The organism is Nocardia exalbida NBRC 100660, assembly GCF_000308575.1.
GTDB classification, from domain to species: Bacteria; Actinomycetota; Actinomycetes; order Mycobacteriales; family Mycobacteriaceae; genus Nocardia; species Nocardia exalbida.
On record NZ_BAFZ01000124.1, the window covers coordinates 52,250 to 63,764 of the forward strand.

The following is an 11,515-nucleotide window of genomic DNA, read 5'->3' on the forward strand; positions in this document are numbered from 1 at the left end:
TATTACGAATTGCCCGAGCAACACCGGAATCACCCTGTGGCCACCGCGTGTACCGCCGAGAGCATCCTGGGAACAGGCCCCACAAGCTGCTCCTACCGCCACTGTCCCGCACTCCGGATCGACACCATGTATCTTGCCTTGTGCACCGGCAGGGTGTGCTGCCGCTCACGAATGATCCTGGAGTGTTTGCGATGGCTGTGAAGAAGGTGTCGTCTCTACGTTCGTCGCTGGTGCCGCGAGCCGCGGTGGCGGTCGCCTCGGTCGGGCTGCTGACCGCGACGTTCACCAGCGCCTGCTCCAGCGACAGCGGCGGCAGTCCGACCAGCCAGAACCTCACCGGTCGCGGTCCGATCACCTATGTCGAGGGCAAGGACACCACCGAGACCGGCGCGGTCAAGCAGCTGATCGAGCGCTGGAACGCCGCGCACCCGGACGAGCCGGTGACGTTCAAGGAACAGTCGAACGACGCCTCGCAGCAGTACGACGACCTGGTCGAGCACATGCGGTCCAAGCAGTCCAACTACGACGTGGTCGCCTTGGACGTGCCGTGGACCGCCGAGTTCGCCGCCAAGGGCTGGATCCAGCCGCTGAAGGACTCCTTCACCATCGACACCAGCGCGCTGCTCTCCCCGCCGGTCGCCAGCGCCACCTACAACAACACGCTCTACGCCGCGCCCCGCAACACCAACGGCGGCCTGCTGTTCTACCGCAAGGACCTGGTGGCGAACCCGCCCAAGACCTGGAACGAACTGCTCGCCCAGTGCGCCATCGCGCGCCAGCAGAACATCGGTTGCTACGCGGGCCAGTTCGCGCCCTACGAGGGCCTGACCGTGAACGCGGCCGAGGTGATCAACGCCTATGGCGGCAGCTTCGTCGGCGCCGACGGCAAGACCCCCACGGTGAACAGCGCGCAGTCCCGCGCCGGACTGAAGGTCTTGGTCGACGCGTACAACAACGGCGACATCCCCAAAGAGGCCATCACCTTCAAGGAGCCCGAGTCCAGCAACGCCTTCGCGCAGGGCAAGCTGATGTTCCTGCGCTCGTGGCCGTCCACCTTCGGTGACGTCGGCGGCGAGGCCTCCGCCGTGAAGGACAAGTTCGCGGTGGCCCCGCTGCCCGGAGAGAACGGCGTCGGCGCCTCCACCCTCGGCGGCTACAACGCGGCGATCAGCGCGTACTCCAAGAACAAGGCCACCGCGCTGGACTTCCTGCGCTTCCTGATCAGCGAGGACGCGCAGCACATCGTCGCCGCGGGTGCGCTGCCCTCGGTGCGCGCGTCCATGTACGACGACCCGGCGCTGATCGCGAAGATGCCGTACCTGCCCGCGCTCAAGGACTCCATCTCCAGCGCGGTGCCGCGCCCGGTGACACCCTTTTATCCCGCGGTGAGCAAGGCCATCCAGGACAACGCTTATGCTGCGTTGAACGGAACCAAGTCCGTCGACGACGCGATCACCGGGATGCAAAAGGGCATCGAAACCGCCGGATCGTGAGCGGTTGAGCGCAACGGACCCGACGAACCCGCAGGAGAGAAACGGTGTCGGATCCTTCGGGAACGGCGACTAGCGTGCCGAAAGACGACGAGGTCGTTCCGGCCGGGCGCGGCTTCGCCGCCAGGACGGCCCTGGAATTGCGACGATCCGGGAAAGCCTGGGTGTTCGTCACGCCCGTGCTGATCGCGCTCGCGGTCGTCATCGGGTATCCCGTGATCCGGGCGCTGTGGATGTCTTTCCAGAAGGACCCCGGCCTCGACCCGGCGACCGGCATGTTCGTCGAGGGCGGCAACGCCGGGTTCGCGAACTACACGCACTGGCTGCTGCAGCAGTGCCAGGTGGCCACCGGCGAGACGGTGGCCTGCCCGACCGGCAACCTCGGCTCGCAATTCTGGGTGGCCATCGGCGTCACCCTGTTCTTCACGGTCGTCACCGTCGCGCTCGAAGCGACGCTCGGCCTCGGCATGGCCATGGTGATGGGCAAGACCTTCCGCGGCAGGGCGCTGCTGCGCGCGGCCGTGCTGATTCCGTGGGCCATCCCCACCGCCGTCACCGCGCGGTTGTGGGAGTTCATGTTCCAGTACGACGGCGTGGTGAACCGCGTACTCGGTACGCACATCCTGTGGACCTCCGACGCATGGCCCGCCCGGTTCGCGGTGATCGCGGCCGACGTCTGGAAGACCACGCCGTTCATGGCGCTGCTGCTGCTGGCCGGACTGCAAGTGATTCCGGCCGACGTGTACGAGGCGGCCCGCGTCGACGGCGCGTCGGCCTGGCAGCGGTTCACCCAGATCACCCTGCCCCTGCTGAAGCCCGCCCTGCTGGTCGCGGTGCTGTTCCGGACCATGGACGCCCTGCGGATGTACGACCTGCCCGCGATCATGACGCTGGGTAACCCGTCCACCCGCACGGTGTCGATCCTGGTGGTCGATCAGGTCCGGCAAGGCCCCAACAGCGCGGCCGCGTTGTCCACGATCACCTTCCTTTTGATCTTCGCCGTGGCGTTCGTGCTGGTGAAGATCCTCGGCGCGAACGCGGTTCGCACCCAGGAAGAACAGCGGGAGGCGCACTGATGTCCGTGCAGACGGCGCAAAAACCGGCGACCGACAAGTCCGCCGCGCGGCCGGTTCCGTGGACCAAACGACTCGGTTCGGTACGCCTGTACCTCGGTGCGCTGATCGTGCTGGTCTGGGGTCTCGCGCCGTTCTACTGGATGGCGGTCACCGCGTTCCGCGACCCCGACTACACCTTCGACAACACTCCGTGGCCGACGCACGTCACGCTGGAGAACTTCCGCAACGCGTTCGACACCAGCCGCGGCAACAATTTCGGCAAGGCGCTGGTCAACAGCATCATCATCGGCTCCATCACGACGGCGATCGCGCTGGCGATCGGCGTGCTCGCCGCGTACGCGCTGGCGCGGCTCACCTTCCACGGCAAGTACGTGGTGTCCGGCCTGATCCTCAGCGCCTCGATGTTCCCGGTGGTCGTACTGGTGACCCCGCTGTTCCAGCTGTTCACCAACCTCGGCTGGATCGGCGAGTACCAGGCGATGATCATCCCCAACATCTCGTTCGTGCTGCCGATGACGGTCTACATCCTCGCGTCCTTCTTCGCCGAACTGCCGTGGGAACTCGAAGAAGCCGCCCGGATCGACGGCGCCACCAAGTTGCAGGCGTTCCGCCTGGTGATGCTGCCCTTGGCCGCTCCCGCCGTATTCACCACCGCGATCCTCGCGTTCATCGCCGCGGTCAACGAATACCTGCTCGCGCGTTTGCTTTCCAGCGACAAGACCGAACCGGTCACCGTCGCGATCGCTCGCTTCTCCGGCAACAACCCGCTGGTCCAGCCGTACGCGGCGATCATGGCGGCAGGCACCATCGTCACCATTCCGCTGGTCGTCATGGTCCTGCTCTTCCAGCGGCGCATCATCTCCGGCTTGACCGCGGGCGGCGTGAAGAGCTGAGTCTTGCGTGCGGCCGGGCCGGAAAGTGGAAAGCCGCCTGTGAGAGAACACGGTAAACTCTGGCTTTCGACGCTCTTTTCCGTTCGTTCGTGCAGGTGAGTTCGTCCGGCGCTCCGGGAGGAGATGATCGTGAGCTCGTTCCGCAAACCGCGAGGACGTGGACGCGGCGCCAAGGGGGCTCCCCCGACCGCACCGTATGCCTCGATCGCGGGCTGGACGCAGCGGCCGGATGCGGCGAAGCGGAACGCACGCGAGCGTCGCGAACGCGCGTCGGCCCGACGGAAATCACGACCGCCCACCCCGCGTCCGGCGCAGCCGGATCGCCCGCCGCGCAGCAGAGCCGAACGTATCCGTCGCCTGCTGCTGGCCTTGTTCATCCTCTTCGGCGTGGTGCCCGCACTGCTGTCCGTCCTGGCGTACTGGAGCGCCGAGATCCCGGATCCGAATGCGGTGCAGACGAATCAGATCGCGACCATCTTCGCTTCCGACAGCAACACCGTGCTCGCGAAAATCGTTCCGCCGGACGGAAACCGGACGCCGGTCCCGTTGTCCGATGTGCCGCGGCCGGTGCGCGACGCGGTGCTGTCGGCGGAGGACCGCAATTTCTACACCAATCCCGGTTACTCCACTTCCGGTTTCCTGCGTGCCGCACGGGACAACCTGCTCGGCAAGGACAACGCGGGTGGCGGCTCCACGATCACCCAGCAGTACGTCAAGAACGCGTTCCTCGGCTCCGAGCGCACCGTCACCCGCAAGATGCGCGAACTGATCATCGCGGCGAAGATGGCGCGGCAGTGGAGTAAAGACGACATCCTCGCCGCGTACCTCAACACCATCTATTACGGCCGGGGGTCCTACGGCATCGCCGCGGCGGCCAAGGTCTACTTCGACAAACAGGTCGACCAGCTGACCCTCGCGGAGGGCGCGGTGCTCGCGGCGCTGATCCGGACGCCATCGATCCTCGACCCGGAAACCCACCTCGCGGACCTCAAAGCGCGCTGGCGCTACGTGCTCGACGGAATGGTGGAGATGGGCGCGCTGGCGCCGGGCGATCGCGACGCGACCGTCTTTCCGCCGGTCATCCCGCTCACCCAGATCCCGGACGACAATGTGACCCGCGGCCCCGAGGGCCTGATCCGCAACCAGGTGGTGCGCGAACTGCGCGACTCCGGCATCAGCGAGCGCGACTTGAACAAGGGCGCGTTGCAGATCACCACCACCATCGACACCAGGGCGCAGCAGGCGGTGCTGGGCGCCGTGCGCGACCGGCTCGGTGCGCAGCCACCGGAACTGCGCGCCGCGGTGGTGTCGATCGACCCGCGCTCCGGGGCGGTGCGCGCGTACTTCGGCGGCTACGACGGTATCGGCTTCGATTTCGCCCAGGCGCCGTTGCAGACCGGGTCGGCGTTCAAGATCTTCGCGGCGATCGCCGCGCAGCAGCAGAGCATCCCGCTGTCCCGCGTGCTGGACAGCTCCCCCGTGACCGACCGCGGTACCCGGATCACCAACGTGGACGGCGAATCATGCGGCAAGTGCACCATGGCGGAGGCGCTGAAGCGCTCGCTGAACACCAGCTTCTACCGGTTGACCATGACGATGTTCGACGGCCCGCAGGCGATCGCGGACGCGGCGCACGCGGCGGGCATCCCGGAGGAACTGCCGGGCGTGCCGGGCAAGACCCTCACCGAGGACGGCGGGCGACCGCTGAACGGGATCGTCCTCGGGCAGTATTCGGTCCGGCCCATCGACATGGCCTCGGCCTACGCCACGATCGGCGCGTCGGGCGTCTATCACCGGCCCTATTTCGTACAGCGCGTGGTGACCGGTGACGGGCGGGTGCTCCTGGATCGCGGCCCGGATCAGCAGGTCGGTGAACAACTGCCCGAGGGCAAGCAGAGCATCCCCCGCAAGATCGCGGAGAACACCACCGCGGCGATGCTCCCGATCGCGGCCTACTCCAATGGGCACGCTCTGAAGAACAACCGTCCCTCGGCCGCCAAAACCGGTACCACGCAACTCGGTACGAGTGATCTGAACAAGGACGCGTGGATGATCGGGTTCACCCCGTCGCTGTCCACGGCGGTATGGATCGGAACCGAGCAGTCCCAGCCGATCCGCACCGCGCGCGGCGCCGACATCTACGGCTCCGGCCTGCCCGCCGACATCTGGAAACAGGTGATGGACGACGCGCTCGACGGCACGCCCATCGAACAGTTCCCGGGGACGCAGGCCCCGGACCGGCCGAATCAGACCAAGCCTCCCTCGGGCGGCCCCTACGACATCCTCAATCCGCCGCAGCCGTCACCGCAGCGCGAACCCGCCGTGGTCATCCCGTCCAGCCCGCAACCGCCCAGGGAGGTGGAGATTTTCCCGGGCCTGAGCATTCCGGTTCCTGGATAGCGATGATGCTGTGACCTTCCGTGCCCCGGCGGAACGCATGACATGGCAGCATCGTTTGCCAGAGTGAGAGCGAACAGCGAGTGCGTCGGAACGGGCCGACGCCGAAACCGCGGAAACGATGCGGAAGGATATGCGCTCGAGCGACGACAGCGCGGCGCGAGCGGCGGGCCCGGAGGCGGTAGCCTGCGCACCATGGAGGGCACCGGGAGCGACGCCAATTGAAGACAGACGAGACATAGGGGCTACGCCGGTGGATTTCAATGTCGTTGACCAACCCGAGACGCTGGTGGCGGGAACAGTGCTTCGCAGCCCCGCGCTCGCGGTCGAGGGGCCGCGCCGCGCGAAAGTCGAAGAGGCGTGGAAGCGCAACCTGGCCCGCAAGCTGCCCGGACCGCCCACCACGGCGTACGTCGACCACGCGCCGGAGATCAATTCGTACCTGACCCATATCGTCGGCTACCGCTGCCACAGCTTGGCCGACCTGCAGCCCGGCGACGTGCTCGCCCGGGTGCCCGCCGGGCGCTTCGCCCGGTTCATCGCCAGCGGCGACAATCTCGGCGACACCATTGTGAGCATCTGGCGAGCGGTGTGGGACGCGGAGGCCGCGGGGCGGCTCCTGCGCGCCTACACCGGCGACTGGGAACACTATCCGGACGCGCGAACGGTGGAAGTCTTCGTGGCATTGGCAGACGATCAGGGCAACGGGTAGGAACAGACAGTGGACTTCGAGATCGTCACTCTGCCGCAGAGCATGGTCGCCGGCCTGACGGTGCCGCTGGCCGGCCGTGAGGTGACCGCGCGTGACCTCGACCTGGTGAACTTCACCTGGGACCGGTATCTGGCGCGGGAGAAGACCGTGCCGCGGGTGGCCGCCTACATCGGCCAGAACGATCACGCCGTCGCGGTGCTCGGCTACGAGATCGGCGGGATGGACGAGTTGGACCCCGGCGATGTGCTCACCATCGTCCCGCAGGGCCGCTACGCCAAGTTCGTCGTCGCCGACAAGCCCTACGACCTGCTGCGCACCGCCTGGGCGCAGGTGGCGAAGGCCGAGAACGCGGGAACCATCACCCGCTCCCACACCGCCGAGGTGGAGCGCTACACCGGCCCGGCGTCGGTGGAGGTCTACGTCTCCCTGGACTAACGCGGACGTCGTACCAACGCAGCCGGCCGGAGGCATTGCCTCCGGCCGGCTTGCGTCGGTCCGCCGAATTACTCCGCGCCGATGATGAAGGCTTCCAGCTGGGTGCGCGCGATGTCGTCGGCCAGCTGCTGCGGCGGGGACTTCATCAGGTAGGCCGAGGCCGGGATGACCGGTCCGCCGATGCCGCGGTCCTTGGCGATCTTCGCCGCGCGCACGGCGTCGATGATGATGCCTGCGGAGTTCGGCGAGTCCCACACCTCGAGCTTGTACTCCAGGTTCAGCGGCACGTCACCGAAGGCGCGGCCCTCCAGGCGGACGTAGGCCCACTTGCGATCGTCGAGCCAGCCCACGTGATCGGACGGGCCGATGTGCACGTCGTTGGCGCCGAGCTCCTTCTTGAGGTTGCTGGTGACGGCCTGGGTCTTGGAGATCTTCTTCGACTCCAGGCGCTCACGCTCGAGCATGTTCTTGAAGTCCATGTTGCCGCCGACGTTGAGCTGCATGGTGCGGTCGAGCTGCACGCCGCGATCCTCGAACAGCTTGGCCATCACTCGGTGGGTGATGGTCGCGCCGACCTGGCTCTTGATGTCGTCACCGACGATCGGGACACCGGCCTTCGTGAACTTCTCCGCCCAGACCGGGTCGGAGGCGATGAACACCGGCAGCGCGTTGACGAACGCGACACCCGCGTCGATCGCGCACTGCGCGTAGAACTTGTCGGCTTCCTCCGAACCCACCGGCAGGTAGGACACCAGCACGTCGACGTTGTTGTCCTTCAGCACCCGCACCACGTCGACCGGCTCGGCCTCGGACAGCTCGATGGTCTCCGCGTAGTACTTGCCGATGCCGTCGAGGGTCGGGCCGCGCTGCACGACGACGTCGCTGGGCGGCACGTCGGAGATCTTGATGGTGTTGTTCTCGCTGGCGAAGATGGCCTCGGCCAGGTCGAAGCCGACCTTCTTCGCGTCCACGTCGAACGCGGCGACGAACTTGACGTCGCGGACGTGGTAGGGCCCGAACCGCACGTGCATCAGACCGGGAACGGTCGCGGACTCGTCCGCGTCCCGGTAGTACTGCACGCCCTGGACCAGCGAAGAGGCGCAGTTCCCCACACCTACGATGGCGACGCGAACCTCTGTGGCGTTGTCAGCCTTCTCGATGTCACTCATGGCCGGTATTTCCCTCTTTCTGTGGTGCCGCCTTCGTCGATTGCTCCGCCGCAATCAACTCGTTGAGCCAGCGCACTTCGCGCTCGCTTGATTCGAGTCCGAGTTGATGGAGCTGCCGGGTGTAGCGATCCAGCGAACCGCTGGCCTTCTTGATCGCCTCCCGGAGCCCCTCTCGGCGCTCCTCGACCTGACGCCGCCTGCCCTCCAGGATCCGCATCCGCGCTTCCGCGGGGGTGCGGCTGAAGAAGGCCAGATGAACGCCGAAGCCGTCGTCGGTGTAGTTCTGCGGTCCGGTGTCGGCGAGCAACTCGCTGAACCGCTCCCGCCCGGCCGGAGTCAGTTGGTAAACCCGTCGCGCACGGCGAGTCGTCGCGCCCGCGGGGATCTCCTCGGCGATCAACCCGTCCGCCTGCATGCGGCGCAGCGTCGGGTAGAGGGAACCGTAGGAGAAGGCACGAAACGCGCCGAGCAGGCCGGTCAACCGCTTGCGCAGTTCGTAGCCGTGCATGGGCGCTTCGAGGAGCAGCCCGAGGATTGCCAGCTCGAGCACCGGGCTTCACCCCCTGACTGTTGTACAGACCTAACCGATGGATGCGACTTTCCACTATATCGGAGCGATACATCTGTGCACAGACGGCTGCCGGGTACGGGCGTTTCGTTGCTTCAGCGAGAGGCGGGGTAGACCGCGATCGGCTCGCCCGCGAAGGTGACCTTCGCGTACCCGGACGCGCCGCCTTTGCAGTTCACGTAGATATTCGCCACGGGACCGCGATCGGCCGCGTCGGGTGTGTCGAACGCCAAGCCGACGTGGCTGATCTCGCCGTCCGGGCACCGCACCGTCTGCCGCGCGCCGGCCAGCAGCCGGGCGATAGCGGGCACGTCGATGGCGGCGAGGTCGAGGGTGCGCGTCCCGGTCCTGCGCTCGGAGGTCCGCGAGGTGCCGAAGTCGCCGTCGTAGCGGTAGTCGCCGGTCTGGGCTTCGTTGCCGGGCTGCTGCCGGTCCACGATGGCGTACTTCGGGTACAGCGTGACCTCGTCGGCGATCAGGTCGCCGAACTCGGCCCGGTACTCCGCGAGGAAGTAGGCCAGGCCGGCACCGGTGGTCATATCGGGAACCTTCTCCGACGACCCGGGCAGATCGATGCCGCAACGGCTGATCGCGCCCACCATCGCACCGGCGACCAGGGCGGCAGCGATCGTGTAGACCGGCGCCAGCCAGCGCCGCGGCCGCCTGCGGTCGACGCGGACCACCGGGGCGTCCGCGAGTTCGCCCGGAATCTGTAGATCCCCGATCAGCGCGTCGAGTTCGCCGAAGGATTTGGCTCGCATCGCCTCCGCGGTCCGCGCCGCGTGCTCGCCCGCGTTGAGCTGGCCATCGGCCAGCGCGGCGTCGAGCAGGCCGCAGACATCGGCGCGGTCGGTGTCGCGGGCGCGGATGCCGCTGTATCGGGTCGTCGCCATCGCCTATCCCTTGAACGGCCGGACGAGGCGGATCTCGCCCGCCGGGGTCAGCGTGAAGTAGCCGTTCTCCCTGGCCGGGTTGTTCACATGGACGGTGACGGTCGGTTCGGCGGAGCCCCCGTTGCCGTTCGCTCGCACCACGAAAAGCGACACAGCGCCGTCCGGCACCCGGGTGATCGTGGCCGCGTCGGCGAGCGCCCGGCCGATCGCCTCCGCGTTCAATGTGCCCAGGTCCACCGAGGGAGTGTCGGCCTTGCGCGTCTCGATCTTCCCGGACTGGGCGAAACCACCGCGGTAGTCGTAGGAGACCTTCCGGTTCGGCTGGCCCGGCACCGCCCGGACGAGCGTGGCGAAATCTTCGTGCATATTCAGCTCGTCGACTTGGAGGTCGCCGAATTTCCGCTGGTAGTTCCGTAGGAATGTGGCGATTCCTTCGGTGGTGTGCGGGCTCGGCGTTGGGATCACCAAAGGCTGTACCGCCCCTTGGTCCAACACGGGCAGGGCCTGCGCCGCCGGTCGCGGCGCCTCCGCCTCCCGGGTGACCGCGAGATATCCGGCGCAGGCGGCCAGCACCGCGGCCACGGTCATCGCACCCACGTACCACTGCCGGCGACGCGAACGCGGCGGCCGCGGCGCGGGGGCGACATCGCGGGCCCGCTGCAAGTCCGAGACCAGATCCTTCAGATCGCCGAGGGTGCGTGCCTGCGCGGCGAGCTCGGTGAGGGTGTCGTGCTCCTCCTCGGACAGCTGACCGTCGGCGCGGGCGGAGTCGATCAGGTCGCGAGTAGTGGCGCGATCGGCATCGCGGGCCCGGGTGTGATCGGGATAACTACCTCCGGATGCCGAGCGGCGCAATACTTTTCGCGTGGCCGACGAGCGCTGCGCGGTGAACCCGCGCGCGGCGGCGGGGGTTTGCAGATCGGCGGTGAGCGCGGCCAGTTCGCCGAGCGTTTTCGCCGCCGCGGCCTGCGCGATTCGGTCGTGGTACTCGTCGGCGCCGAGCTGGCCCTCGGCGTAGGCGGCATCCAGCAGGCTGGACGCGGTGGCGCGGTCGAGGTCACGCGCTCGCGTGCGCCCGGATGCTGCGGTGGACACAGACGGATCGTAATCCGGATAACGGCACGACGCGCCGGATCCGGCACCCGCCGGAGCCGGTCAATCCGCACAGCCCGGGGCGGCCCGATTCCAACACCGCTACTCTGGTTCTCGTGCGAATTCAGCGGCAAGTTGTCGACTACGCCCTCCGGCGCCGGTCGCTGCTGGCTGACGTCTATGCGGGCCGAGTCGATGTCGCCGAGGTGTGTGATGCGAATCCCTACCTCTTACGTGCGGCGAAGTTCCACGGTCGGGGGAGTGAGGTCACATGCCCCATCTGCCGGAAGGAACAACTGACCCTCGTATCCTGGGTCTTCGGCGACGGCCTCGGGCCGGTCGCCGGATCGGCTCGCACACCCGAGGAACTCGTGCGCCTCGCCGAGACGCGCGAGGAGTTCTCGGTCCATGTCGTCGAGGTATGCAGGACCTGCAGCTGGAATCATCTGGTGCAGTCCTATGTGCTCGGTTCCACGCCTGCGCCGCCACGCCGCCGCACCGGGACACGCGCGAACCGGCGCACCGCCGCCGAATGAAGTGCCAGGTCATTCGCCCGTCGGGTGACTCGCCGAGTCGGCATGCGTCCGCCGCGGTGACGACTACCGCTGATAGCCACTTGGACCGCTACGAGTTATGGAGATCTTGTCAGTGAATTCGCCCTACGAGACTTCCCCCTACGGCGATGAGCCACATGGCGGCCGTCCTCCACAGAGTTCACGTCCAAGTCCCAACCCGTACCAGAATCCCCGTCCCGGCCCGCCGCCCGGCGCCCGGCCGGTTCCGCCGCCCG

General features: G+C 67.4%; 11 protein-coding genes. 7 read left to right on the forward strand and 4 right to left on the reverse strand.

All coding sequences use genetic code 11. The annotated features are described in order from the left end of the window. The first annotated feature begins 191 nt into the window (after positions 1–191). The 6 genes from ON29_RS28915 to ON29_RS28940 all read left to right on the forward strand — a co-directional run bounded on the left by ON29_RS28915 (position 192) and on the right by ON29_RS28940 (position 7,003). Positions 192–1,493, forward strand: a complete 1,302-nt coding sequence (locus ON29_RS28915) for an ABC transporter substrate-binding protein (protein WP_040871194.1) — start codon at positions 192–194, stop codon at positions 1,491–1,493. A 44-nt stretch (positions 1,494–1,537) separates the two neighbouring features. Further along, entirely contained in the window at positions 1,538–2,566 is a 1,029-nt protein-coding gene (locus ON29_RS28920; protein ID WP_083864128.1) for a carbohydrate ABC transporter permease, read from the forward strand. Continuing rightward, positions 2,566–3,459 (forward strand): carbohydrate ABC transporter permease, encoded by an 894-nt coding sequence (locus tag ON29_RS28925; protein WP_174371876.1) that lies wholly within the window; start codon positions 2,566–2,568, stop codon positions 3,457–3,459. The genes ON29_RS28920 and ON29_RS28925 overlap by 1 nt, the downstream gene beginning before the upstream one ends. 123 nt (positions 3,460–3,582) lie before the next feature. Continuing rightward, positions 3,583–5,859, forward strand: coding sequence for a transglycosylase domain-containing protein (locus tag ON29_RS28930; RefSeq protein WP_040871175.1), 2,277 nt, complete (start codon positions 3,583–3,585; stop codon positions 5,857–5,859). 250 nt (positions 5,860–6,109) lie between these two features. Continuing rightward, complete coding sequence (locus ON29_RS28935) at positions 6,110–6,568, forward strand: GyrI-like domain-containing protein (protein WP_040871176.1); 459 nt, start codon at positions 6,110–6,112, stop codon at positions 6,566–6,568. A 9-nt stretch (positions 6,569–6,577) separates the two neighbouring features. After that, positions 6,578–7,003, forward strand: a complete 426-nt coding sequence (locus ON29_RS28940) for a GyrI-like domain-containing protein (protein WP_040871177.1) — start codon at positions 6,578–6,580, stop codon at positions 7,001–7,003. 68 nt (positions 7,004–7,071) lie between these two features. Here ON29_RS28940 and ON29_RS28945 read toward each other — a convergent pair whose 3' ends face one another. The 4 genes from ON29_RS28945 to ON29_RS28960 all read right to left on the reverse strand — a co-directional run bounded on the left by ON29_RS28945 (position 7,072) and on the right by ON29_RS28960 (position 10,728). Beyond that, positions 7,072–8,172, reverse strand: coding sequence for an inositol-3-phosphate synthase (locus ON29_RS28945; RefSeq protein WP_040871179.1), 1,101 nt, complete (start codon positions 8,170–8,172; stop codon positions 7,072–7,074). Beyond that, complete coding sequence (locus ON29_RS28950) at positions 8,165–8,722, reverse strand: PadR family transcriptional regulator (protein WP_040871180.1); 558 nt, start codon at positions 8,720–8,722, stop codon at positions 8,165–8,167. Before ON29_RS28950 ends, ON29_RS28945 begins: the two co-directional genes overlap by 8 nt. Positions 8,723–8,835: 113 nt before the next feature. Beyond that, positions 8,836–9,633, reverse strand: coding sequence for a DUF1707 SHOCT-like domain-containing protein (locus tag ON29_RS28955; RefSeq protein WP_040871182.1), 798 nt, complete (start codon positions 9,631–9,633; stop codon positions 8,836–8,838). 3 nt (positions 9,634–9,636) lie between these two features. Continuing rightward, the gene (locus ON29_RS28960) at positions 9,637–10,728 is read right to left on the reverse strand and encodes a DUF1707 SHOCT-like domain-containing protein (RefSeq protein WP_083864129.1); all 1,092 of its coding nucleotides are present in this window, start codon (positions 10,726–10,728) and stop codon (positions 9,637–9,639) included. Between the two features lie 113 nt (positions 10,729–10,841). Between ON29_RS28960 and ON29_RS28965 the strand changes: the two genes are divergently transcribed. Then, positions 10,842–11,261 carry a DUF5318 domain-containing protein gene (locus tag ON29_RS28965; RefSeq protein WP_040871200.1) on the forward strand — a complete coding sequence of 140 codons (420 nt, stop codon included), beginning with the start codon at positions 10,842–10,844 and terminating at the stop codon, positions 11,259–11,261. Positions 11,262–11,515 lie beyond the last annotated feature (254 nt).

Coding starts and splice junctions, on each gene's coding strand:
- ON29_RS28945 (WP_040871179.1), bottom strand. CDS start 8,172: ATGAGTGACATCGAGAAGGCTGACAACGCCACAGAGGTTCGCGTCGCC.
- ON29_RS28930 (WP_040871175.1), top strand. CDS start 3,583: ATGATCGTGAGCTCGTTCCGCAAACCGCGAGGACGTGGACGCGGCGCC.
- ON29_RS28925 (WP_174371876.1), top strand. CDS start 2,566: ATGTCCGTGCAGACGGCGCAAAAACCGGCGACCGACAAGTCCGCCGCG.
- ON29_RS28955 (WP_040871182.1), bottom strand. CDS start 9,633: ATGGCGACGACCCGATACAGCGGCATCCGCGCCCGCGACACCGACCGC.
- ON29_RS28915 (WP_040871194.1), top strand. CDS start 192: ATGGCTGTGAAGAAGGTGTCGTCTCTACGTTCGTCGCTGGTGCCGCGA.